This window comes from Pedobacter montanisoli (assembly GCF_022809115.1).
Taxonomy (GTDB): domain Bacteria; phylum Bacteroidota; class Bacteroidia; order Sphingobacteriales; family Sphingobacteriaceae; genus Pedobacter; species Pedobacter montanisoli.
Genome location: NZ_JALGBH010000002.1, coordinates 185,587 through 208,293 on the forward strand (window position 1 = coordinate 185,587; position 22,707 = coordinate 208,293).

Sequence of the window (22,707 nt, forward strand, 5' to 3'; positions counted from 1 at the left end):
TGAGTAAATTTTGTTTTATCAAAAATAAAACTATATATTTAGTTAACCTAAAAGAACCCTATTATGAAAAAAATCACATTAATGATTTGTGCATTCATTGCAGGTATAACAGCCTTTGCACAAAACGTAAAATTCTTGCCTGATAAACCCGAGGCTGGAAAAGCACTAAATTTTGAGTACAATACTAAAGGAACTAAGTTAGAAGGCTTAGCCAATGTAACTTGCATTGCTCAAACATTTGTCAATACCCGTTATAAAAAAGTTGATATAAAACTGGAAAAAGAAGGTAGTGTCTATAGAGGAAGTTTTGTTCCGGTAGATAGTACTTCTATTGCTGTGTTGGTATTTTCGGCAGACGGCACCAAAGATGAAAATCCGGCAGGTTATTATACTTTGTTTTATCAAAATGGTAAGCCAACGGCAATGTCTTATTACTGGCAGGCACAGTTCTATAGCGGATTGGGTAAATCGCTTTCAGGAGCAGAAACCGATAAGGAAAAAGCAATAAAGGCTTACGAAAGTGCTTTTGCAGAAGATACCAAACTTAAAGAAACTTATTATGTAAACTATTTGGGATTGGTTAATGGGGTTGATAAAACTAAAGGTTCATCTTTAGCACATGCTTATATTAAACAGCTTAATCAGAAACGTGATGCATCTGAAAGTGATTTGAACAAAATAGCATTGGTGTACAATGCGCTGAAATTAAAATCATCTGCAGATTCAGTATATAATATTATTAAAACCAAATATCCACATGGTAACTATATGTTTGGACAAACTGCTAATGTTATATATCGTGAAACATCAGCTGTAAAAAAAGAAGAAAAACTGAATGAACTGGTTAAAAACTTTAAACTGAATGTTAATAATGAAGCAGATTACAAAAAGTTAGAGGGGTTATACATGGAGTTGGCAAGTGCTTTTGGTCAAGAAAAGAATAACCAAAAATTTGAAGACTATGCTAATAAAATAAAGAATAAAACAAGTTTAGCTAGTATTTGTAACAGTTTTGCATGGGCCTGTGCAGAAAAGAACGAAAACGTTGTTTTTGCTACTCAGATTTCAAAAAAATCACTGGATTTGTTAGATGCCGCTAAGCAAGATCCCGTTCCTGCTTTTTATAACTCAAAAGAAGATTATCTGAAGAACTTAGAAAGTAACTGGGCTTCATATGCAGATACTTATGCATTATTGCTAAATCATTCCGGTAATAAAGCAGAAGCCTTAAAATACCAGAAACAAGCTGTTAAAATGAACAATTTTAGCAGTGCCGATATGAACAGCCGTTATGTTGTTTTTTTAGCAGACAATAACCGATTTAAAGATGCCAGAGAATATGGAGAAAGATTTATTAAGGAAGGAAAAGGAGGAGCTGAAATTAAGGGAGCATTGAAGAAAGCTTATCAGGGTAATGAAGGTTTTGATGTTTACTATGCCAAACTGGAGCGTGAGGCTTTAGAGAAAGAGCGTGAAAAATTTGTAAAAGAAATGATCAACAGACCAGCTCCCAAATTTACTTTGGTTAATTTAAAGGGAGAAACTGTAAGTCTTGAAAAACTAAAAGGTAAGGTTGTAATTGTAGATTACTGGGCTACCTGGTGTGGTCCGTGTATAGCTTCTTTTCCGGGTATGCAAATGGCTGTTGAGAAATACAAAGATGACCCTAAGGTTGAATTTTTATTTGTAAATACATGGCAAACCGAAGAGAACAGAGAAAAAGTAGTGAAAGATTTTATGGCAGCAAATTCAAAATATACCTTTAATGTGCTACTGGATACAAAGAATAAGCAGGATCCAAGCAAGTTTGATGTGATAGATAGTTACAATTTAAATGGAGATGGTATTCCTCAAAAGTATATTATTGATCCAAACGGGAATATCAGATTTAAAAAAGTAGGTTTTGGCGGGTCAGCAGATGCTACAGTTAAAGAGCTGGATGTAATGATCAGTCTTGCCAAAGAAACAAAATAAAAGAACGTTATTCAATAAAAAAGGCGCCTCTAGGCGCCTTTTTTATTGAGCTTATAAAGCTTATTTCTTATCTTTTGTGTAAGCGTCGTTTAAGCCTTTTAGTACTTCTGCGGTTACATCTAAACCAGGTTCAGCATATAAAATAGCACTGTTACCTTTAGCATAGGTTAACACCATTTTATAACCTTTATCTTTGGCATAGCTTTTTAAGAACTCAGTTACTTTATTGTATAAAGCTTCCTGCTCTTTTGCATGCTCATTTTGCAAAGCAGCACCGGCATTCTGCTGATAAGCCTGTAATTCCTGTTGCTTGCGTGCCAATCTTTGTTCAGTAGCAGCTCTTTGATCTGCAGGTAAAGTGTTAGCCTGCGATTGATATTGTTGTACCTCACGTTGGAAAGCCTGACCTTTTGCAGCTAAATCATTATCGGCTGCTTTACCTTTGGTTTCCATTTTTTTCTGTATATCTTTCGAATATTCATATTTAGCTAAAAGCGTATCTGAATTAACATATACAATACTTTCTTTTTGAACGTCGGTTGAGGTTGTTTTTGCAACACCACTTTCAGTTTTAGGGGCGTTGTTGCTACAAGAGGCAATTACAGAAGCCAATGCTACGGCTGTTGCAATTCCACCTAATTTTAATCCGTTTATTTTCATTCTACTACTTTAAATTTTAACAAATATAGAAATCAAAACCGAAATCCTAAAAGCAAGTTTTTTTTCATGAATTTATTACAATTTTTATAGGTAAATAGTTATCCACACCTGCCGTTTTTACGGTAAAAATCGCTATTTTTGAATCTTTAAGTATTAATTAAATTTATGAGCGAAGAAACAGTTCAAAACTCAAATTATTCTGCAGATAATATTCAGGTACTAGAAGGCTTGGAAGCTGTACGTAAGCGTCCATCGATGTACATTGGAGATACCGGAGTTAAAGGTTTACACCATTTGGTTTATGAGGTTGTAGATAACTCCATAGATGAAGCTTTAGCAGGATATTGTACCGATATTTTTGTTACTATACATAAAGGAAATTCCATTACTGTAGAAGATAATGGTCGTGGTATTCCTACAGGCATCAATAAAAAAGAAGGTAAATCGGCCTTAGAAATTGTAATGACCGTATTGCATGCCGGTGGTAAATTTGACAAAGATACTTACAAAGTATCAGGAGGTTTACACGGTGTGGGGGTAAGTTGCGTTAACGCCTTGTCTATCCATATGAAAACGGTTGTTCACCGTGAGGGTAAAATCTTTACGCAAGAATACGAAAGAGGTAAACCGCTTTTTGACGTAAAAGAAATTGGCGTATCAGATAAAACTGGAACGATACAAACATTCCAGCCAGATGATGAGATTTTTACCCAAACTATCGAATATCGTTATGATACATTGGCATCGCGTTTACGTGAGTTATCTTTCTTAAATAAAGGCATTAGTTTAACTTTAACCGATGAGCGGGAAGTAAACGAAGATGGTTCATTTCTTTCAGAAACTTTTAAATCTGAAGGTGGATTAAAAGAATTTGTACAATTCTTGGACGGTACTCGTCCTTCTTTAATTCCTGAACCTATTTATGTAGAAGGGATAAAAAGTGGTATTCCGGTTGAGTTGGCTATGCAGTACAATGACAGCTACTCTGAAAACGTGCATTCTTATGTAAACAACATTAACACGCACGAGGGAGGAACGCATATTGCAGGTTTCAGACGTGGATTAACCCGTACTTTAAAAGCTTACGCTGAGAAATCGGGGTTGCTTAAAAACGTTAAGTTCGAGATTACAGGGGATGACTTTAGAGAGGGTTTAACAGCTGTAGTTTCGGTTAAAGTAGCTGAACCTCAGTTTGAAGGACAAACCAAAACCAAATTAGGTAACTCTGAGGTGATGGGAGCGGTTGATGTTGCTGTAGGTGAAGCTTTAGGTATATACTTAGAAGAAAATCCTAAAGAAGCTAAAATGATCGTTAATAAGGTTATTTTGGCTGCTACTGCAAGAGCTGCGGCACGTAAAGCACGCGAAATGGTGCAACGTAAGAGTGTAATGGGAGGTTCTGGTTTACCTGGTAAACTGGCAGACTGTTCAGATAGCGATCCTGAAAAATGCGAATTGTTCTTGGTAGAGGGTGACTCGGCGGGTGGTACCGCTAAACAGGGACGTGATCGTAATTATCAGGCTATTTTACCTTTAAAAGGTAAAATCCTTAACGTAGAAAAAGCTATGGAGCATAAAATCTACGAAAATGACGAAATCAAGAATATGTTTACTGCATTAGGTGTGAGTATCGGAACGGAAGAGGATGATAAAGCTTTGAACTTAACCAAACTGCGTTACCATAAAATCATTATCATGACCGATGCTGATATTGATGGTTCGCACATTACTACCCTGATCTTAACTTTCTTCTTCCGTTATATGAAGGCCCTAATAGAGGCTGGTTATGTTTACATTGCGGCACCGCCATTATATCAGGTTAGAAAAGGTAAAGATTTTGAATATTGCTGGAATGATGTACAACGTGATGCTGCTATACAACGTTTAAAAGGCGCAGGTAAGGAGGATAGTGTGCACGTACAACGTTACAAAGGTTTGGGAGAAATGAACGCCGAGCAGCTTTGGGAAACTACACTTAACCCAGCTACACGTACTTTAATGAAGGCTACGATTGAAAATGCAGCAGAATGCGATTATACTTTCTCTATGTTAATGGGTGATGAAGTAGCACCACGCAGAGAATTTATTGAGCGTAATGCCAAGTATGCAAAAATTGATGCTTAGATAAAAGCAGAGCGAAATATAAAAAGGCGTTTGAGAAATATTTTCAAACGCCTTTTTTAATATTAATGTTTAAATTTTTCAATTGCCTGATCTGTATGTGATAAGAAATTAACAGCTTTTCCTTTATTGCTTTCATAAATAAAATCATTCAGGCTTTTGCTGTTATATTTCGCAAAATCTCCTATAATGCATAGTCTTACTTTGTAATTGACAAATTTCTGTAGAATTTCTCCGGCTATTTTGGTCTTAAGGTCAAAAAATTGTGGATTGATATTTTCTTCATGAATTATAACCTGAGCATAGCCCTGATAATAAAGATTTCCCAACAGATCTGCTCCATCATCAATATTATTAATAATATATTGGTCGGCTATAATCTCTACAGTAGTGCCATCAGACATAGGTGGATTTATGATTTGCATATTTTATTGTACTCTTAATATACTGCCTGAAATAAGTTGATCGTCCTGATTCATTTGTAAAATAGAATGGCCAACATAATCAGGTTTTAATAATTGATTATCTTCTTTGAGCTGTATAAATCGATCTATGGTTTTGAAGTTATCTTTACTACTGCTCCTGATCTTTGCCTGCATACCTGTGTCAACCACACCTGGAGCTATACTCAATACTTTTACAGGATGTTTTTCTTCTTCCTGTTCAAGCGCAATGTTTTTGCTGAGCATATCAATGGCAGATTTGGTGGCACAATATACAGACCAACCAAAATAAGGTTTCTGAGCTGCACCAGATGAGATATTTATGATGCTTTTTTTGCATGACCAGGATTGACAGCTTTTAATAAATATTGCACAGCTTACAAATACAGAAGTGAGGTTAAGTGCAACTGTCTGCTGCATATCTAAAGGTTTTAATCTTGCAAGAGGAGCTATTTCTCCTAAGGTACCAGCATTGTTAATGAGTGTAATCTGCCCGGTTTCTTTTGGATCAATTTCTTTGAAAATATCTTCAAATAGTCTTTCTATATTTTCAATTAAGGTTAAATCAAAAGCAAATTGCTTTACCGCAGTTGATAAATCTTTATTAACGTTGCGTGCAATGGAATATATTTTAAAACCATCAGCTAGATAAGCGTTTACAATCCCTTCCCCAATGCCTTTACTGCCCCCGGTTATGATCAATACTTTTTTCATGGGTTATAAATTGAATAAGATGTGCTTTAAACATTAACGGATAAAAAAATATCAACTTCTGCATTTTGCCAGTCGGCGCTCTTTTCTCCATATACTTCAAAATCGTATTGATAAGCTCTGTTGGTATCGCTTAGCCATATCTTTTTCCAGGTATGGGCTACACAATCGGGCATTTTACCTTTTGCTATTATCTTTGTATAAACAGATTCGGGTATACTTAAAGCTTCTAGATCTGCAGGGGTGACTGTATCAGGATTAACTCTGCAACCTATAAAGTACGAATAAGGCATAAGATGATCCCCTTCGTACTCAAAATAAACTGCATAGATTTCATTGCTTAATTTACCAGGTATACGTTCAATATAATTTCCGGTTTCAAATTTTTGCCAGAAGTTACCACAATCTATGCCCGACTGTCCGTTTAGGTTAGTAGTTTTATGAGGAAGTTTAATGCCAATCAGTTTAAAATCTTGTAATGTCGTAGTTTCCATTGATCATTGAGGTTGTGGGATAAGGTATATGATTTTAGCTTTTACATTTCTTCTTTTCTTACAATAAGAACCTGATCTTCATTGAGGTGTAATAAGCCAAATTCATAACAGAAAGTATAAAGATTTCCCGTCTGTGTTTTGTAAACATGGGTATAATAGTTAAAATTAAATCCCTTTTTCAGCAACTTGTTTTTATTGATCCTAGCTTTGCCTTCAGGATTTTCATCTTTTAATATTTTCCTGTTCTTAATTAATATCTGGTTGATTTTTCTGACAAAGTCATTGTCGGATGCTCTAATCTTGTTGTTGTAATTGCTACGGCATTGGTCGTCGCAAAACTTTTTATCTGAGCGCCCTTTAATTTCGGTATTACAATCTAAACAAAGTCGTTGTTCCATAAATTAAATACTTCTTAAAGATAGCATTAATCCTTAATATTATTAACAGGCGTTATCCGTTTGTAATCGGTTATATACGGATATAACTGTATAAACTCCGGATAAAATTTGAAAAGGTCAACAACTTTGTATCGTCGGTAAGCAAAAAGCTACTGGTCGTTAATCACTTAATCTAAATGTATTTTTATGAAAAATGTAATCAACAAAGTAACCCTTACAGGTAATGCAGGAACAGAAGTTCAGATCAAAAATTTTACTGAAAAACAAAAGTTAGCACGTGTTAGCTTGGCAGTAAACGAGTATTATAAAAACATCAAAGGAGAGCCTGTAAAAAGAACGCACTGGTTTCAATTGGTTTTCTGGAACGAACATGCAGATAGAGCCTTAGATACCATTAAAAAAGGAACCCGTTTAACAGTTGAAGGGCGCTTACAATCTTTAAGCTACCAAACTAAAAAAGGTTTAAAGAAGCAAGTTACCGAGATTGTAGTGCAAACGATGCAGGCAATCAGTAACTGATAAAATGAAAGGGTTGTTACTTTCAAGTAACAACCCTTTTATAATCAAATAAGATCTTATTTAAAAGTATTGAATTTGCCAAAAACGCCCAAAGGTAACTTTACACCTGAAGTTGCCTGTAAAAACAGCTCGCCAGTTTCGAGGTTTCGTACCTGTGGAAAAGAGGTCTTAATTAAGTTTTCTACAATCACCGATGAAAATCCGAGTGAATAAGTGTTCAGAATTAAGAAATGTTCTTCAGGATCTAATAATTGAACAACATCTTGCATCATTTCTTGTATATGGTCTTCCAGTTTCCACTTTTCACCATTAGGTCCATGACCAAACGCAGGTGGATCAAGAATAATACCGTTGTATTTCTTTCCGCGCTTTAATTCTCTTTTTACAAATTTTAAAGCATCCTCAACTACCCATCTAATGTCTTTCAGGTCTGATAGTTCCCGGTTCTCATTAGCCCAGGTTACTACCTGCTTTATAGAATCTACGTGAGTAGTATCGGCTCCTGCTGCACGGGCAACCAAAGAAGCGGCTCCTGTATAAGCAAAGAGATTTAAAACTTTAGGTTGCTCACATTTAAATTTTTTAACACAAGAAGAAATGTAATCCCAGTTAACTGCCTGCTCAGGAAAAACGCCCACATGTTTAAATGAAGTTAATCCTAAACGAAGATTAATGCTAATATCGTTGTTTTTGTAATTGATGTTCCAGCGATCGGGTGCGTTTTTTGCGAATTTTATCCAGTCGCCCGTAGTTGCAGAGCGGCCTTTAAAATGAATGTGTGCTCTTTTTTTCCACTCCTGTTCAGTTAGAACCTTTTTCCATACCGCCTGAGGTTCGGGTCTTGATAATATTAAATTGCCAAAGCGTTCCAGCTTCTCAAAATCGCCGCAGTCTATTAACTCGTAATCTTTCCAGTGCGTTGGCGTAAGTAGTTGTATCATTCTAAAATTATAACTTATCTTTTGCAGCTTTCATAAAACGGCTGGCAAACACAAAATCGTTCAGTTCGGGTACATCTGTTTTGGCGATTTCTTTATTTGAACCTTCCCAGAATTTTTTGCCTTCATGTAAAAACAGGATATGATCACCAATACCCATTACAGAGTTCATATCGTGGGTTACCACAATGGTTGTGGTGTTGTATTCTTCCGTAATTTCTTTGATCAGCTCGTCAATTACGATAGAGGTTTTAGGGTCAAGTCCCGAGTTAGGTTCATCGCAAAACAGGTATTTAGGGTTCATGGCAATAGCCCGTGCAATACCTACACGTTTTTTCATACCGCCCGATAATTCGGCAGGGAATAATTTATTTCTGCCTTCAAGATTTACTCTATCCAAACAAAAATTTACCCGGTCTAACTTTTCACTTCTGGTTTGATCTGTAAACATATTCAAAGGAAACATAATGTTTTCTTCAACCGTCATCGAATCGAAAAGCGCAGAACCTTGAAAAAGCATACCTATTTCTTTCCTGATTTCTATTCGTTCCTCGGTATTGAGCTGGGTAAACTCACGTCCATCGTACATTACGCTGCCTTGTTCAGGGTGATGTAACCCGATCATGCATTTTAAAAGGGTGGTTTTACCTGAGCCTGAGCCTCCAATGATCAGATTGGTTACACCTGGTTCAAATTTGCCTGAAATACCTTTTAAAACCTCATTGTCGCCAAATGATTTATGGATGTCTTTGATCTCGATCATAATAATAATTGGGTTACAATGTAATCGCAGGCTAAAATACTTATACAACTAATTACGACTGCCCTTGTACTGGCCTGTGCTACTTCAAGTGCTCCGCCTTTAACATAAAACCCTTCATAAGCGGGTACTGATGTAATAATGAAGCCAAAAACAAAAGCTTTAACCAATGCTACAGTAATGGTATAAGGATTAAAATCAGTAGTGATACCTTGTATATATTCGTTTGCGGTTACAGCTCCTGATAAAGTACCACCAATATAGCCTCCGGTAATACTTAATACCATCGAAAAAATAACCAAAATAGGAACCATGGTTATACCTGCAAGAATTTTAGGTAAAATAAGGTATCCCGGAGCATTAATACCCATAATTTCTAAAGCATCGATTTGTTCGGTAACCCGCATAGTTCCAATTTCTGAAGAAATTGCCGAACCGATTTTACCTGCCAATACAATAGCGCTAATGGTAGGACTTAACTCCAAAATAGTTGAGTCACGGTTAACAGAACCAATAATAGATTTAGGAATGAAATCACTTACCAGCTGGAAAGCAATCTGTAATGTCATTACGGCCCCAATAAATGTAGAGATAATACTGATTAAACCTAATGAACCTAAACCTATAAAATTCATCTGCTGAAAAATAGCTTTCAAATAAATACTCCACTTTTCAGGCTTTCTAAAGGCTGCCTTTAGCAATAAAATGTAACGTCCAAAATTGGTAAAATTCATTTATGGGAATTTGCTTAGTTTAAACTATTAATATACAAAGTAACAACAAAAATGTTCTGGCAGGTTGTTTTTATTTAAAAAATATTACGATTTAGTTTATAATTGTTCGTATTTTATAGTTAAGCAATAAAAAATGAATGCAGTTATTACAGGGGCAACCAAGGGCATAGGTAAAGCAATTGCGGTAGAACTGGCTAGACAAGGCTACCATCTGGCTATATGTTCACGTAATCAAAATGAACTCAACTTATTTAAACAGGAATTAGAAAGTTATCCTATAAATATATTGGCCATGCAAGCCGATTGTACCCAAAAAGCAGATGTAATTAATTTTGCAGAAAAGGTAGAAAATACTTTTGATCAGGTTGATGTACTCGTAAATAATGCAGGAATTTTTCTGCCGCAGAATCTTCTGGATGAGGAGGATGAAAACTTTGAAATACAGCAGCAGATTAATGTAAATGCGGCATATTACTTGGCAAAACGCTTGGGTAAAATGATGTGTAAAAAGCAAAGTGGGCATATTTTTAACATCTGCTCTGTTGCCAGTAAAGGTCCGGTTAAAGGAGCTGGAAGTTATAGTGTAACAAAAGCAGCATTGCTCAGTCTTAATAACGTGTTAAGAGATGAGTTAGCTCAGCACAACATCAAAGTTACAGCCATTTTACCGGGCTCAACATTAACAGCATCATGGGAGGGAACAACCATTAGTCCGGAAAAATTTGTACAACCACAGGATATTGCACAATTAATTACCTGTGTGTTAAATTTGAGTAAAGGTGTAAATGTTGATGAAATTATGTTAACTCCGTTGAATTTTTAAGTTTCGAAAAAATGGAAAAGAGATTATATAGAAACGAACATAATAAATATGTTGCAGGTGTAGCTTCGGGCTTAGCCGATTATATGGGTGTGGATATTGCCATTATAAGATTGTTATTTATTTTAACTACCATATTTGCTGCCGGTTTAGGCGCTATAGCTTATATTGTTTTATGGATTATACTTCCTGTAAATAATGATCCTACCTTAAAATATAAACAGTTTAATGATTATTTTAAGAATAAACAGCCTAATTCGATGTTCAATTCCTCAGAAGCTTTCAGCAACCCATATCAGTCTGAAGAGCAAACCAAATGGAATACGCCTAATTTTGAACAACAACCCAATTTAAACCAGTTCAAAAAGAGCAATGACACCAGTAGAACTGTGGTAGGTTTAATCTTACTGGCACTTGGAGTGTATTTTCTATTAAGAGAATTGGGCATGGTCCCTTACTGGTTTAGCATCTTTAAAATTTACAAATTGTGGCCACTTGCTATTGTAGTTCTGGGTGTAAGCCTTATTTTTAGAAGTAGAGGTAAAGCCGATTGGGAGAATTTTAAGCGCCAAACAGAAACTGCTCAACAGGAAAAAGAACAGCCTGGAAAGCCCAATGATTCTACCATAGAAGATGCACAAATAATTGAAGAGCAGAAAAAAGACGAACAATCTGATAGCGCTCAGTAACGTAATTATTAATAAGGTTTAACTTTAAATAGCATACACATGAAATTTGAACGTATAGTTTGGGGAGTGATATTACTTTTTATAGGAGGTATATTACTATTAGATAATTTAAATATCATACACTTTTACTGGCGTAACGTATGGCATTTTTGGCCAATATTTTTAATTGTTGGTGGCTTAAATATGCTGTTTAACCGTAACAACTCGCAAGTAGGTAGCATATTATCGTTGGTTGTGGTGGTTATCACCTTATCATTCCTTTTCTTTAAAGGACAGGAGAATCCAAGAAATAGATATTTCTGGGGAGGTAACAGGAATAGCGACAATGATTTTAATCTTGATATAGATAATGAAAGAAATGAAGGTGAAACTTTAACTTTTTTTGAACCTATTGTTGCAGCAGATACAGCTAAAAAAACAATTTTAAATCTTTCAGGCGGAGGTACGCTTTTTGAACTGAAAGGCAATTCAGATAGCTTGTTTTATGCAAAGGTAAAACGCAGATCGGGTAGATTCTTCTTAAACAAGAATACCACAGATACCACTAATGTATTAACCTTTAAAATGCAGGATAAAGGAAGCAGAAATAAATCATGGTCTTTTGGTTCAGGAAGAAATAACAGCGTTGAGCTGAACCTAAGCACTACTCCTGTATGGTATTTGAACCTGGCAATGGGCGCAGGTAAATTAGATTTTGATTTAAGCGATTATAAAGTACGCACATTGAATTTTGATGGAGGTGCTGCAGATGTTGTTCTTAAAGTAGGGAAGTTGATGCCGATTAGCGATATCAATGTTAAAACAGGAGTGGCAAATGTAGAAATTAGTGTGCCTGAAACATCGGGATGTCGTATTAAAACAGAAACAGGTCTGTCTAACAGGGATTTTGAAGGATTTACCAAAATCAGCGACGGTGTTTATGAAACACCAGGTTATAAGGAAACAAAACAAAAAGTTTTTATAAATTTAAATGGCGGATTAAGCAACTTTAATGTAAGCAGATATTAGTTGCCGCTGTTTTTATAAAAATAATTATTTGCCTTGTACACAGTAGTAATAGATGGTAAGCCACAAGGGCCTTATACATTAGATGAATTAAGAAAGCTGAACATCAAACCGGGAACTTTTATCAGAAAACCGGGGATGGATGACTATAAAGAAGCCCATGAGCTGCCCGAATTGCGGGAGCTTATGGGTTTTCGCTTTCAGCAAACTGTACCTCAATACTTTGCTTCTTTTGATCAGAGATTACTTGCTTCGGCAATAGATTATTTCTTTATTGTACTAATCTACGTGTCTTTAATGGTGGTTGTTTATTTAATTGTAAACAATCAGAAAGAAATGTTGATGATCCTGTTATCGACCTTAATTGTAATACCCATAGCAAAATTTTTATACAGCTCTTTAGCCGAGGCCTCTATAAAACAGGCTACTATTGGCAAACGAATTTTGGCCATAAAAGTAGGAGATATGTTCGGAAACAGACTTAGTTTAGGTGTTTCTTTACTGAGGAATTTTTTGAAAATCTTTTCTGTTCTTACTCTTTTCTTTGGCTATTTATACAGCTTTCTTAACAAGAAGCAGCAATGCCTGCATGATGTAATGGCCAATACATTGGTGGTTAAAGATAGGTTAATCTAAAATTAGATTCTGAAACAATTTGTCCCGAATTCAATCGAGAAGTTCGTGATAAAAATATCCAAAAATTTAAACCAGCCTTAGGTTTGTCAGGCATCAATAAAATAACAATCAATCAATCTAACAATCTAACATTTAGCGTATCTTTGCTAAACCATGCAGAATATAGAGAAAATGGCCGGTTTGCCAGGTGGTTATTGCAATAGTTTAACCCAATATTCAAGGTTTTTAACACGAGAAGTGAACATAGGAAACGTGCCCATGGGCGGGCATAATCCTATCCGTATCCAATCTATGACCACTACCGATACCATGGATACCATGGCAACCGTAGAGCAGACCATAAGAATGGTTCACTCGGGCTGTGAATATGTGCGTATCACGGCGCCAAGTGTTAAAGAAGCCGAAAATCTGGCTAACATAAAAAAGGAACTTCGTATGCGTGGTTACGATGTGCCTTTGGTGGCAGATATTCATTTTACACCTAATGCTGCTGAAGCTGCGGCACGTATTGTAGAAAAAGTGCGTGTAAATCCTGGAAATTATGCCGATAAAAAGAAGTTTGAAAATTTAGTATATACAGAAAGTACCTATCAGGCAGAGCTCGAAAGGATTTATAAAAAATTCTCGCCTTTAGTAAAAATCTGTAAAGAATATGGTACAGCTATGCGTATTGGTACCAATCATGGATCGTTATCAGATCGTATCATGAGCCATTATGGCGATACGCCAGAGGGAATGGTAGAATCTGCCATGGAGTTTATCCGTATCTGCGAAGACCTGAAATTTTATAACCTGGTTATTTCCATGAAAGCCAGCAATACGCAGGTAATGGTACAGGCTTACCGCCTGTTGGTGCAAACTATGGTTAAAGAAGGTATGAATTACCCTTTACATTTAGGCGTTACCGAAGCTGGAGATGGCGAAGATGGACGCATAAAATCTGCCGTAGGCATAGGTACGCTTTTAGCAGATGGCTTAGGCGATACAGTAAGAGTTTCATTAACCGAAGACCCTGAATTTGAAGCGCCAGTGGCAAAGGCCCTGGTTAACAGGTTTGAAGTTGGCCTTCAACAAGCTCAGACTGATAACATCCTATCTTCGAACTTCAGACTTCAGACTTCTGGTTACAATCCTTATCATTACCAAAGAAGAAAAACAGAAGAAGTTGTAAACTTTGGTGGTCATCAGGTACCAAGAGTAGTGATTGATTTGACAGGACAGAATTTAAAAGATCCGGCTATTTTAAATGGGGTGGGTTTCAGTTATTCTGCTTTGCTTGATAAATACAATCTTTCTGACCAGGCCTGCGATATGGTTTATTTAGGAGACCAATTACCATCTTTTTCTTTTCCGGGAGGCTTAAAGCAGCTTTATAACTACCAAACATGGCTAAATTTAAGCAATAAAGAGAATACACATCCTTTATTGACTTTAAAAGAATTTAAGGGCGCTAAGCAAAAAGATAGTAAACTCAATTTTGTTCAGGTACTAGCCGAAGAGCTGGTTGTTGATGAAATAAAAACACTTACCAATACTGTTCTGATTTTATATACTGAACAGCAAAATGCATTGCAAACACTTAGAAAAGCTTTTATAGATCTATGCAATGCAGAAATCAAAATTCCTGTAATCATCAGACGTGATTTTGAGCAGATAAGCGATGAAAATTTACAGTTATACAGCGCTACAGATATAGGTGGCTTGCAGGTAGATGGTTTTGGTGATGGAGTTTGGCTCAATTCAAAGGATACGCCACTTTCAGTAATCAACTCTGTTTCATTTGGCATATTGCAGGCTTCGCGTACACGTATTTCAAAAACAGAATACATTTCATGCCCAAGCTGCGGACGTACTCTATTTGATCTACAAGAAACTACACAGGCTATAAGATCACGTACCTCGCATTTAAAAGGTGTTAAAATTGGTATTATGGGCTGTATTGTAAATGGCCCGGGCGAAATGGCTGATGCCGATTATGGTTATGTAGGTGCAGGTCCTGATAGAATTACGCTTTACCGTGGGCAAGAAGTAGTGAAGAAGAACGTTAAAACAGCCGAAGCGATTAACGAGCTGATCGAGATTATAAGAACAGACGGAAACTGGGTAGAAAAAGAAGATTAATAAGAAGAAAAAAGGATGCCAAAATCTTATATTTAAAGAGCATGAAAAACATTAAATGTAAGTTGTAATTTCTGGCAATCCTTGCTTATGTCTTAATTCTTTTTCAACCTTGCCATAACCAGGTTTTCTTTTTGTATAGCTTTGTCTTTTTGTAATACTTCATCAAGTATGGCATTTAAAACTGTTCTTATTTTTTTCTTGCTGATTTTTACTTTAAAATCTTTTACTTCTTCCTCGTAAATCAGTTCCTGTTGAGCATTGTAAAATTTAATCGACTGGATTTTTGGAGTTTTAACATTGCTCTCAACCACCCAATTTGCGAAATCAGCTTTGTTTTGTGCTTTTGCCCAAGCGGCCATTATAAAAATGGTAATCGCTGTAAGAATTAACTTTTTCATATATCAGGTTTTTTATGGTGTTTATCTGTTATTTTAATAGTTCAAACTTATAGACCCTCAAACCTTAAAAAAACAATGGTCGTCCATTACAAGTGTTCAGATTACAATCCTTACTTAAAAGGCTATGAGTGGCTTTGTGTTTAAAATAGAAGAAATTGATTTTGATATGCTTGCTGTTTGTTCGCCAAAACCTGTTGTTTGTCTATTAAAATCTTCGATATGAGCAGTTGCTAATTATATTTGAATATGCATGCATGGTACAATTACCTTAATACTTCAGATCCAAAAAAACGTATAATTCAGCATATCATTTTTTGGATATCGGTTTGGATATTTACCTCCATCTTATTCGGTTACCAAAAGCAGACCGTTTCCATGGCATTAAAACATAACCTTATTTTATTGCCGGTTCACATGCTGTATTTTTATACAATAGCCTATTTTATTATTCCCCGCTATTTATTTACTAAAAAGTATCTGCAATTTTTTTTAATCCTGCTTCTATTTGTGGCGGCAATGCCATTGGTTAGCAGGTTGTTGGATATTTTTGTTGTAGAACCCAGTTTGAATAAATATTTGATTGACAACAAGATTTACAACTGGGAGAAAGTACGTGGAACAAAGTTAGAGCGATTTACCAATGTTTTATATTACATCAATGCGTTTAAATCTGTTAACCTTATTGTATGGTTTGCCATTGCTTTAAAATTTTTTAACTTATGGTATAAACGCCAGCAGGCCGCTTTACAAGCTGAGTTAAATTTACTGAAAGCACAAATCCATCCGCATTTCTTATTCAATACTCTAAATAACCTTTATGCTCATACGCTCAGTAATTCGCCAAAATCGCCAGAAATAGTATTGGGATTGTCTGATATTCTAAGATATATGCTTTATGAGTGTAATGCCGAACATGTAAAACTAAAGAAGGATATTGAAATATTAGATAGCTATATCCTCATTGAAAAAATGAGATATGAAGATCGGCTCGAATTCAATTTTACCAAAGAAGGAGATTTGGATCATTATGAAATTGCTCCTCTGTTAATGCTGCCTTTGGTTGAAAATGCATTTAAATATGGAGCAAATGAAAAAGTAGGGCAGGCATGGATTAATATGGAGCTGTCTGTAAATGACAATTTACTTAAATTTAAAATCATGAATGGCAAGGTTACCCATGTAACTAAAAAAGACAACCTGGGCGTGGGACATATAGGTTTACAGAATGTGCATAAAAGACTTCAACTTATTTATCCTAATGCACACCAGCTTAAAATTATAGATGAAGAAGAACTGTTTGCTGTAATCTTGACCATTGATCTTGATAAAAGAGTTTCTGTTTAATTGCACTGATGAAAATACGAACCATAATTGTTGATGATGAACCTCACGCCATTGAGGTGATCGAAAAATACCTTGAAAATTTTCAAGAAATAAGCCTTGTTGCCAAATGCAGAGACGGTATCAACGCATTTCATGTTTTGCAGCAGAATACTATAGACCTGATGTTTTTAGATGTGAAAATGCCAGGCGTTACAGGTGTTGAGCTTTTAAAAAGTCTTAAAAATCCGCCAAAGGTAATCTTTACCACTGCTTATAGTGATTATGCTATAGAAGGTTTTGAGCTTGATGCCGTAGATTATCTTTTAAAACCCATTGCACTTAATCGCTTTTTAAAAGCTATGGATAAGGTTTTGGCCAGCATGGGCGCTAGGCAACAGGTGATGTTAGCTAAAGAAACTGTAGGAATGCCTGATGTGAATAAATTCCTGTTCCTTAAAGTAGACCGCAAAACCGTAAAAGTTAATGTAAAAGATATTTACTGGATAGAAAGCGTTAAAGACTACGTTAAAGTAATTTTAGAAGATAAGGTATTGTTAAGCAAACAAAAGATCAGTGTTTTGGAAGACCTGCTTCCCGAAGAACAGTTTTGCAGAATACATAAATCCTTTATTATTTCTATAGATAAAGTAGATGCCTATTATTCATATGCAGTAGAGATTATGGGAAAACAATTGCCAATTGGACGTAATTATAAGCAGCAGGCTATGAGATGTTTGCAAGAGAATTGATCAAATACCCCAAGCTGTTATGATTACTCTTCTGCTGCCACCATGGTTGCGGTGTTCACATAAATAAATGCCCTGCCAGGTGCCTAAGTTAAGTTGTCCGTTGGTAACCGGAATAAGAACAGAGGCCCCTGTAAGTGAAGACTTAAGATGGGCAGGCATATCATCATCACCTTCGTAATTGTGTATGTAATCGGGATCACCTTCAGGTACAGCTTTATTAAACCAGGTTTCAAAATCTATTCTTACGGTAGGGTCAGCATTTTCATTAATGGTTAAAGAAGCAGAAGTATGTTGTATAAAAACCTGTAACATACCTGTGTTTAATTCAACAATTTCGGGTATGATCTGCAAAATTTCATCAGTAATGAGATGAAAGCCACGCGAACGCTCTTTTAAGTTAAGTCGTTTCTGGAAAAAATGCATAAGTAAATTTAATAATATTGATATGGATTAAACACCATATTAGATCTCTTGGATTTTAAAAAGAAAATAATTTTAATTGAATAGGTTTTAATCTTTTTGAAAATGAAGTAGTTATTTTAAAAAAGCAAGGTTGTTTAAGAAACTATCTTGGTATGATAATGCTAATCCAAGTCGTTAAAAAATGCTTCTGTTACAGATCCAATACAATTTTTAAATTCTGTTTTACCAGTTTAATCTGCTCTCTGTTCAGTTCACCAAGTTTGGTAATTAATCGGCGGTTATCAATGGCACGTACTTGGTCAATTAAAACATCACTTTCTTTATCTAGCTGATTAGCCTTAAGGTGTACACGCAAGATTTCAAGATCAGGTAGTACATTTGTTGTGATAGGGCAAATAATACTAGATGGATGTACACCATTTAACAGATTGGTTTGCACCACCACAACAGGGCGTGTTTTGCCGGGTTCTGTACCTTTGGCAGGATTAAGATTAGCTAACCAAATGTCAAACTGCCTAATCTGCATCTAAGATCCGTTCAAATTCTTCCAATATATCTAATGAATTGCCATAAGCAACTTTTGATTCTTGTAGCAACTTATGTTTCAATAGTTTCCTCTTTTGATATTCGTTAAAAACTTTTAAAGCTTCGTTAATGTAACGATTACGGGCAATTTTTAACATACCCGTTACCTCTTCGGTTTCGTTAAAAATATCATCATCTAATTTTAATGAAAGTGTTTTCATATTTAACCTCTTGAACTATTACAAAGGTATATATTTTTAGTATATACTTTCAATATTTCGCAAAATTACTTTTCAATACTATTTAAAAAGGTTAAACTTTTTTCACAAACTTCAAACAAGTGAGCAGGTAAGCTGTCGCCTATATAAGGATGAAATGCGCCAAATACATGATTGGCGTCTTTGATTTTTAGCAATCTGCTGGCAGGATTGGCATTAGCCAACTTTTCGGCGGTTTCAAAAGGCACGTTCACATCGTTATCGCCCTGAATAATTAACCAGGGAATGTTTAACTGTTTTGCAGCAGCTAAAATATTCAGCTTATCCTGGTTTTCTTCAAAATCTTCTAAAAGAGTTACGTTAAGCGGCATTTTCTCTTTAGTCCGGGCATTTATTACTTCAATTTTTCCTGTTCTGTGCCATTTCTTTTCCTGTTCTTTTTTCCATAAACTGCTAAAATCAGCTATAGAACTCCAGGTAATCAAACCACCAACATAAGGGTTATTAGCGGCCTGTAATATGCTCAGACCACCGCCTCTGCTATGACCAATTAAAAAAACTTTATCAACTCCCAAATAATTTACGGCATGTTTAATAATGATGTCAACATCTGTCATTTCCTTGCTGAAAGTATTTGAAGCAAAAGCTTCAAGGTCGCTTACATCGTTCGGGTTTTCCTGATCAACTCCACTGTGTGATAAATTAAATTTTAGATATCGATAGCCATTCTGTACGAAATGTTTGGCTACTAAATTATGCGCCCCCCAATCTTTAAAACCTTTAAACCCATGTATAAAAATGACTAAAGGCATATTTGAGTTCTTAGGATTGTAGGTTAAATCGCCGTAAATTGGCTTTTCCGAAGCGCCGATGATAGAAAACTGTTCCTGGTGCAAACTCATATCAAAGCGGTTTTTAACAGTATAACAAACTTTAAAGGTAAGTGATGCTAAGTTAATGTTAATTTAAAACCTTTCTAAATTAGCCTAAATTACAGCATAATGACAGATAAGCGTGTTTCCCTTGTTACTTTTGTTCGCTGAAATAATAGGGTAACCATTTTGGAATATTTAAAGATCATTGCTTTTACTCATCAACAGATAGACCTGAAATCGTTAGGTAAACTGGTTATCTGTGAAGAAACATTAGATGATAGGTTAAGAAATATCCAGTCGGAACTTCAGGTTAAAGAGATCTTTTATGTAGGAACTTGTAACCGTGTGGAGTTTATTTTTACTTCTGCGCAAACCATAGACAACAATTTTACTAGACGTTTTTTACAGGTGCTTAATATGGGCTTACCAGAAGAGTATCTCGAAAAGTTTGTTGACAATGTTTCTGTTTATGAAAAAGGAGAAGCTTTTAATCACCTGTTAAGAATGTCATGTTCTTTAGAAAGCCTTGTAGTAGGCGAGAAAGAGATTTTGGCACAAGTGCGCAAAGCTTATCAGGCATGTAAAGACAGTGGTTTTACTGGCGATTATATGCGTATGATCATGGACAGAGTGGTAAAAACTGCCAAAGAAGTCTATACCCATACCAATATTTCGCGCAACCCGGTTTCGGTAGTATCTTTAGCTTACAGAAAGCTGAAAGAACTTAATGTTTGTGGTAACTCGCGTTTACTGATTATTGGTGCCGGAGAAACCAATAACAACATTGCGCAATATCTTAAAAAACATACCTACTCAAACTTTGTGGTATTTAACCGTACCATAGAAAAAGCACAAGCCTTAGCTAAAGAATTAAATGGCGAAGCTTATGCGCTTTCAGAAATTGCTCAATATAATAAAGGTTTTGATGTAATCATTACTTGTACAGGCTCTACAGAACCTGTAATTACAGAAGAAATCTATCTTAAGCTTTTAAACGGCGATACAGGCAAAAAAGTAATTGTAGATTTAGCCGTTCCTAATGATACAGATTTAGCCGTAAGAGAGCAGTTCCCAATTCACTACATCGAAGTGGAATCGCTAAAAGAAGTAGCTCGTAAAAATATACAGGAGCGTTACGATGAACTGGTGCATGCCGAACGTATCATTGAAACAAATATCCAGGAATTCGAATCTGTTTTACGTCAGCGCCGTATAGAAATCGCCATGAGCGAGGTGCCTAAAAAAATCAAGGAGATCAAACAAACGGCTTTACAGGGTGTTTTTGCAAACGAGATCAATACCTTAGATGAAAGTTCAAAGGCAGTGCTTGAACGCGTTATAGATTATATGGAGAAAAAATATATCAGCGTTCCAATGGTAATGGCTAAAGAGATCTTGGCTAAGAACAGCTAGTACAAGCTTTAAAATACTAGATTTTCTCATACAAACCGCAGGCTAATTTTTACTAAATTTGCCTGAAACCTTATACATAGAAGTGAAAAAAGTAATCATCGGTACGCGAGGTAGTGATTTAGCCCTTTGGCAAGCAAACTACACTAAAGACAGATTAGCGGAGATTGGCATAGAGGCAGAGTTAAAGATTATTAAAACGCAGGGCGATAAGATCCTGAATTTAAGATTAGATAAATTAGAAGGTAAAGGTTTTTTTACCAAAGAACTTGAAGAAGAACTGCTAAATGGAAGTATAGATATGGCAGTGCATTCACATAAAGATCTGCCTACTATAAATCCTCCGGGATTGATTATAGCCGCTGTTCCTGAGCGTGAAGACCCTTCAGAGCTATTGCTCATTCTTAAAGATTGTGTAGATATTAAGCAAAAGCTTTCTTTAAAAAAAGGCGCTATGGTGGGTACCTCATCAAACCGCCGAAAAGCCCAGTTACTATCGCTCAGACCTGATTTGAATATAGATGATCTGAGAGGTAATGTGCCTACACGTATACAAAAACTACGTGATGAGAATTACGATGCCATTGTGTTGGCAAAAGCAGGCGTAAACCGTTTAAATTTAGATTTGAGCGAATTTCATGTAGAAGTAATCGATACCACTGAGGTTGTACCTGCACCTGCACAAGGCGCTTTGGCTATCCAGATCAGAGAAAATGATACCGAACTCTTTAATGAGTTGCAAAAAATACACAATAAAGCTACAGCCCAAGAAATAGAGGTAGAGCGCAAAGTGCTTAACCTTTTTGAAGGCGGCTGTCATATGCCTTTGGGTTGTTATTGCAAACAAGAAGACGGACAGTTTGAGGTGTGGACATCAAAAGCAAATGATGATGAAGATTTTCCGGATCGTTTGTTCTTGCGTGAAGCAGATACCGAAGGACTGGCAGAAAAAATTGTAGCTAAATTTGCTCCTGAACGTAAAAAACCAACTAAAGTTTTCATATCAAGAGAAGTAGGAGAGAACAGTTATTTCAGAAGAGCTTTGACTAAGCATCATATCGAAATAGACGATCGCTCATTGATACGCACCACACCTATTGTGCACGTGCTGGATGATTTCTTTTTGAAAAATGCCGATTGGATTGTGTTTAGCAGTCGTAACAGTGTAGAGTATTTCTTTCAGTTAAATCTGGTACTGCCTAAAAAAGTAAAATATGCTGTTGTTGGTCGTGGTTCTGAAGATTCATTGCGCAAAGTTGGCCATCTGGCAGATTTTGTAGGCGAAGGTGGCGATATTTTAGAAGTAGCAGAAGAACTGGCAAAAGTGGTGGATGGACAAACTGTTGTATTTCCAAGAGCACAAGATTCGCTGTTAACCATGCAGACTTATCTTACTGAAAGCACAAAAATAATAGATCTACCTATTTACGAAACGGTTCTTTTGGATGAAGTAGAAGAAACCGAAGCCGAAATATTGGTGTTTACCAGTCCGAGCAATGTAAACGCTTATTTTGCTGAAAACCTTCTAATTCCTGGGCAAAAGGTGATTGCCATTGGGAATTCTACAGGTAAAAAGTTCGACGAAATGGGTGTAAGCTATGAATTGCCGTATTCTCCTGATGAAATTGGATTGGCAGAAGCTGTTTTTGGTATTGAAATAAAATAATACGATTGTTAACCCAAAGTAAACTCTTTATAAATGACAGAGGCATAAAAAAACAATGCCGCTGTCTTTGCATTTTTGTTTGCGATTAAAATACAGT

At 35.9% G+C, this 22,707-nt stretch carries 25 protein-coding genes; 12 read left to right on the top strand and 13 right to left on the bottom strand.

Annotated elements, in window-relative coordinates; all coding sequences use genetic code 11:
• The first annotated feature begins 63 nt into the window (after positions 1-63).
• The gene (locus tag MMF97_RS08565) at positions 64-1,974 is read left to right on the top strand and encodes a redoxin domain-containing protein (protein ID WP_243361513.1); all 1,911 of its coding nucleotides are present in this window, start codon (positions 64-66) and stop codon (positions 1,972-1,974) included.
• A gap of 60 nt (positions 1,975-2,034) precedes the next feature.
• Here MMF97_RS08565 and MMF97_RS08570 read toward each other — a convergent pair whose 3' ends face one another.
• Entirely contained in the window at positions 2,035-2,634 is a 600-nt protein-coding gene (locus MMF97_RS08570) for an OmpH family outer membrane protein (protein ID WP_243361514.1), read from the bottom strand.
• Positions 2,635-2,799: 165 nt separating this feature from the next.
• Here MMF97_RS08570 and gyrB point away from each other — a divergent pair, with 165 nt between their 5' ends.
• Positions 2,800-4,758, top strand: a complete 1,959-nt coding sequence (gene gyrB / locus MMF97_RS08575) for a DNA topoisomerase (ATP-hydrolyzing) subunit B (RefSeq protein ID WP_243361516.1) — start codon at positions 2,800-2,802, stop codon at positions 4,756-4,758.
• A gap of 62 nt (positions 4,759-4,820) precedes the next feature.
• On the opposite strand, the gene MMF97_RS08580 is transcribed toward gyrB, so the two are convergent.
• The 4 genes from MMF97_RS08580 to MMF97_RS08595 are packed head-to-tail and all read right to left on the bottom strand — an operon-like array spanning position 4,821 to position 6,801.
• Positions 4,821-5,180 carry a DUF4180 domain-containing protein gene (locus MMF97_RS08580; RefSeq protein ID WP_243361518.1) on the bottom strand — a complete coding sequence of 120 codons (360 nt, stop codon included), beginning with the start codon at positions 5,178-5,180 and terminating at the stop codon, positions 4,821-4,823.
• A 3-nt stretch (positions 5,181-5,183) separates the two neighbouring features.
• Positions 5,184-5,912 (bottom strand): (S)-benzoin forming benzil reductase, encoded by a 729-nt coding sequence (locus tag MMF97_RS08585; protein WP_243361519.1) that lies wholly within the window; start codon positions 5,910-5,912, stop codon positions 5,184-5,186.
• Between the two features lie 26 nt (positions 5,913-5,938).
• Entirely contained in the window at positions 5,939-6,403 is a 465-nt protein-coding gene (locus tag MMF97_RS08590; RefSeq protein WP_243361521.1) for a GyrI-like domain-containing protein, read from the bottom strand.
• A gap of 41 nt (positions 6,404-6,444) precedes the next feature.
• A complete protein-coding gene (locus tag MMF97_RS08595) occupies positions 6,445-6,801 on the bottom strand; it encodes a hypothetical protein (protein ID WP_243361523.1) in 357 nt (118 codons plus the stop codon).
• 186 nt (positions 6,802-6,987) lie between these two features.
• On the opposite strand from MMF97_RS08595, the gene MMF97_RS08600 reads away from it, so the two are divergent.
• Positions 6,988-7,320, top strand: a complete 333-nt coding sequence (locus MMF97_RS08600; RefSeq protein WP_243361525.1) for a single-stranded DNA-binding protein — start codon at positions 6,988-6,990, stop codon at positions 7,318-7,320.
• A gap of 56 nt (positions 7,321-7,376) precedes the next feature.
• Here the strand turns inward: MMF97_RS08600 and MMF97_RS08605 are convergent, their stop codons facing one another.
• The 3 genes from MMF97_RS08605 to MMF97_RS08615 are packed head-to-tail and all read right to left on the bottom strand — an operon-like array spanning position 7,377 to position 9,752.
• Positions 7,377-8,261 (bottom strand): class I SAM-dependent methyltransferase, encoded by an 885-nt coding sequence (locus tag MMF97_RS08605; RefSeq protein ID WP_243361527.1) that lies wholly within the window; start codon positions 8,259-8,261, stop codon positions 7,377-7,379.
• 7 nt (positions 8,262-8,268) lie between these two features.
• On the bottom strand, positions 8,269-9,021 hold the full coding sequence (locus tag MMF97_RS08610; protein ID WP_243361529.1) for an ABC transporter ATP-binding protein: 753 nt from the start codon (positions 9,019-9,021) through the stop codon (positions 8,269-8,271).
• Positions 9,018-9,752, bottom strand: coding sequence for an MlaE family ABC transporter permease (locus MMF97_RS08615; RefSeq protein ID WP_243361532.1), 735 nt, complete (start codon positions 9,750-9,752; stop codon positions 9,018-9,020). The genes MMF97_RS08610 and MMF97_RS08615 overlap by 4 nt, the downstream gene beginning before the upstream one ends.
• A gap of 133 nt (positions 9,753-9,885) precedes the next feature.
• On the opposite strand from MMF97_RS08615, the gene MMF97_RS08620 reads away from it, so the two are divergent.
• The 5 genes from MMF97_RS08620 to ispG all read left to right on the top strand — a co-directional run bounded on the left by MMF97_RS08620 (position 9,886) and on the right by ispG (position 15,023).
• Positions 9,886-10,575: an SDR family oxidoreductase gene (locus MMF97_RS08620; protein ID WP_243361533.1), complete on the top strand. Its 690-nt coding sequence runs from the start codon at positions 9,886-9,888 to the stop codon at positions 10,573-10,575.
• A gap of 11 nt (positions 10,576-10,586) precedes the next feature.
• Positions 10,587-11,261: a PspC domain-containing protein gene (locus MMF97_RS08625; RefSeq protein WP_243361535.1), complete on the top strand. Its 675-nt coding sequence runs from the start codon at positions 10,587-10,589 to the stop codon at positions 11,259-11,261.
• A 39-nt stretch (positions 11,262-11,300) separates the two neighbouring features.
• Positions 11,301-12,269 carry a LiaF transmembrane domain-containing protein gene (locus MMF97_RS08630; RefSeq protein ID WP_243361537.1) on the top strand — a complete coding sequence of 323 codons (969 nt, stop codon included), beginning with the start codon at positions 11,301-11,303 and terminating at the stop codon, positions 12,267-12,269.
• A gap of 33 nt (positions 12,270-12,302) precedes the next feature.
• A complete protein-coding gene (locus MMF97_RS08635; protein WP_243361539.1) occupies positions 12,303-12,902 on the top strand; it encodes an RDD family protein in 600 nt (199 codons plus the stop codon).
• Between the two features lie 153 nt (positions 12,903-13,055).
• Positions 13,056-15,023: a (E)-4-hydroxy-3-methylbut-2-enyl-diphosphate synthase gene (gene ispG, locus MMF97_RS08640; RefSeq protein WP_243361541.1), complete on the top strand. Its 1,968-nt coding sequence runs from the start codon at positions 13,056-13,058 to the stop codon at positions 15,021-15,023.
• Positions 15,024-15,115: 92 nt separating this feature from the next.
• Here ispG and MMF97_RS08645 read toward each other — a convergent pair whose 3' ends face one another.
• The gene (locus tag MMF97_RS08645; RefSeq protein ID WP_243361542.1) at positions 15,116-15,421 is read right to left on the bottom strand and encodes a hypothetical protein; all 306 of its coding nucleotides are present in this window, start codon (positions 15,419-15,421) and stop codon (positions 15,116-15,118) included.
• Positions 15,422-15,667: 246 nt separating this feature from the next.
• Between MMF97_RS08645 and MMF97_RS08650 the strand changes: the two genes are divergently transcribed.
• Positions 15,668-16,765: a sensor histidine kinase gene (locus MMF97_RS08650; RefSeq protein ID WP_243361544.1), complete on the top strand. Its 1,098-nt coding sequence runs from the start codon at positions 15,668-15,670 to the stop codon at positions 16,763-16,765.
• Between the two features lie 8 nt (positions 16,766-16,773).
• Positions 16,774-17,493 carry a LytR/AlgR family response regulator transcription factor gene (locus MMF97_RS08655; protein WP_243361546.1) on the top strand — a complete coding sequence of 240 codons (720 nt, stop codon included), beginning with the start codon at positions 16,774-16,776 and terminating at the stop codon, positions 17,491-17,493.
• Here the strand turns inward: MMF97_RS08655 and MMF97_RS08660 are convergent, their stop codons facing one another.
• The 4 genes from MMF97_RS08660 to MMF97_RS08675 form a co-directional block, all read right to left on the bottom strand.
• Positions 17,494-17,916: a secondary thiamine-phosphate synthase enzyme YjbQ gene (locus tag MMF97_RS08660; RefSeq protein WP_243361548.1), complete on the bottom strand. Its 423-nt coding sequence runs from the start codon at positions 17,914-17,916 to the stop codon at positions 17,494-17,496.
• A 190-nt stretch (positions 17,917-18,106) separates the two neighbouring features.
• Positions 18,107-18,442 carry a type II toxin-antitoxin system PemK/MazF family toxin gene (locus MMF97_RS08665; protein WP_243361550.1) on the bottom strand — a complete coding sequence of 112 codons (336 nt, stop codon included), beginning with the start codon at positions 18,440-18,442 and terminating at the stop codon, positions 18,107-18,109.
• Positions 18,432-18,662, bottom strand: coding sequence for a hypothetical protein (locus MMF97_RS08670; protein ID WP_243361551.1), 231 nt, complete (start codon positions 18,660-18,662; stop codon positions 18,432-18,434). Before MMF97_RS08670 ends, MMF97_RS08665 begins: the two co-directional genes overlap by 11 nt.
• A 65-nt stretch (positions 18,663-18,727) precedes the next feature.
• On the bottom strand, positions 18,728-19,561 hold the full coding sequence (locus MMF97_RS08675; RefSeq protein WP_243361554.1) for an alpha/beta hydrolase family protein: 834 nt from the start codon (positions 19,559-19,561) through the stop codon (positions 18,728-18,730).
• Positions 19,562-19,720: 159 nt separating this feature from the next.
• On the opposite strand from MMF97_RS08675, the gene hemA reads away from it, so the two are divergent.
• Positions 19,721-20,947, top strand: a complete 1,227-nt coding sequence (hemA, locus tag MMF97_RS08680) for a glutamyl-tRNA reductase (RefSeq protein ID WP_243361556.1) — start codon at positions 19,721-19,723, stop codon at positions 20,945-20,947.
• A gap of 82 nt (positions 20,948-21,029) precedes the next feature.
• Positions 21,030-22,610: a hydroxymethylbilane synthase gene (gene hemC, locus MMF97_RS08685; RefSeq protein ID WP_243361557.1), complete on the top strand. Its 1,581-nt coding sequence runs from the start codon at positions 21,030-21,032 to the stop codon at positions 22,608-22,610.
• Positions 22,611-22,707: the final 97 nt, after the last annotated feature.

Excerpts from the sequence above, each read along its gene's own strand:
- MMF97_RS08565 (WP_243361513.1), top strand. The coding sequence starts at position 64 with ATGAAAAAAATCACATTAATGATTTGTGCATTCATTGCAGGTATAACA.
- MMF97_RS08570 (WP_243361514.1), bottom strand. The coding sequence starts at position 2,634 with ATGAAAATAAACGGATTAAAATTAGGTGGAATTGCAACAGCCGTAGCA.
- gyrB (WP_243361516.1), top strand. The coding sequence starts at position 2,800 with ATGAGCGAAGAAACAGTTCAAAACTCAAATTATTCTGCAGATAATATT.
- MMF97_RS08580 (WP_243361518.1), bottom strand. The coding sequence starts at position 5,180 with ATGCAAATCATAAATCCACCTATGTCTGATGGCACTACTGTAGAGATT.
- MMF97_RS08585 (WP_243361519.1), bottom strand. The coding sequence starts at position 5,912 with ATGAAAAAAGTATTGATCATAACCGGGGGCAGTAAAGGCATTGGGGAA.
- MMF97_RS08590 (WP_243361521.1), bottom strand. The coding sequence starts at position 6,403 with ATGGAAACTACGACATTACAAGATTTTAAACTGATTGGCATTAAACTT.
- MMF97_RS08595 (WP_243361523.1), bottom strand. The coding sequence starts at position 6,801 with ATGGAACAACGACTTTGTTTAGATTGTAATACCGAAATTAAAGGGCGC.
- MMF97_RS08600 (WP_243361525.1), top strand. The coding sequence starts at position 6,988 with ATGAAAAATGTAATCAACAAAGTAACCCTTACAGGTAATGCAGGAACA.
- MMF97_RS08605 (WP_243361527.1), bottom strand. The coding sequence starts at position 8,261 with ATGATACAACTACTTACGCCAACGCACTGGAAAGATTACGAGTTAATA.
- MMF97_RS08610 (WP_243361529.1), bottom strand. The coding sequence starts at position 9,021 with ATGATCGAGATCAAAGACATCCATAAATCATTTGGCGACAATGAGGTT.
- MMF97_RS08615 (WP_243361532.1), bottom strand. The coding sequence starts at position 9,752 with ATGAATTTTACCAATTTTGGACGTTACATTTTATTGCTAAAGGCAGCC.
- MMF97_RS08620 (WP_243361533.1), top strand. The coding sequence starts at position 9,886 with ATGAATGCAGTTATTACAGGGGCAACCAAGGGCATAGGTAAAGCAATT.
- MMF97_RS08625 (WP_243361535.1), top strand. The coding sequence starts at position 10,587 with ATGGAAAAGAGATTATATAGAAACGAACATAATAAATATGTTGCAGGT.
- MMF97_RS08630 (WP_243361537.1), top strand. The coding sequence starts at position 11,301 with ATGAAATTTGAACGTATAGTTTGGGGAGTGATATTACTTTTTATAGGA.
- ispG (WP_243361541.1), top strand. The coding sequence starts at position 13,056 with ATGCAGAATATAGAGAAAATGGCCGGTTTGCCAGGTGGTTATTGCAAT.
- MMF97_RS08645 (WP_243361542.1), bottom strand. The coding sequence starts at position 15,421 with ATGAAAAAGTTAATTCTTACAGCGATTACCATTTTTATAATGGCCGCT.
- MMF97_RS08650 (WP_243361544.1), top strand. The coding sequence starts at position 15,668 with ATGCATGCATGGTACAATTACCTTAATACTTCAGATCCAAAAAAACGT.
- MMF97_RS08655 (WP_243361546.1), top strand. The coding sequence starts at position 16,774 with ATGAAAATACGAACCATAATTGTTGATGATGAACCTCACGCCATTGAG.
- MMF97_RS08660 (WP_243361548.1), bottom strand. The coding sequence starts at position 17,916 with ATGCATTTTTTCCAGAAACGACTTAACTTAAAAGAGCGTTCGCGTGGC.
- MMF97_RS08665 (WP_243361550.1), bottom strand. The coding sequence starts at position 18,442 with ATGCAGATTAGGCAGTTTGACATTTGGTTAGCTAATCTTAATCCTGCC.
- MMF97_RS08670 (WP_243361551.1), bottom strand. The coding sequence starts at position 18,662 with ATGAAAACACTTTCATTAAAATTAGATGATGATATTTTTAACGAAACC.
- MMF97_RS08675 (WP_243361554.1), bottom strand. The coding sequence starts at position 19,561 with ATGAGTTTGCACCAGGAACAGTTTTCTATCATCGGCGCTTCGGAAAAG.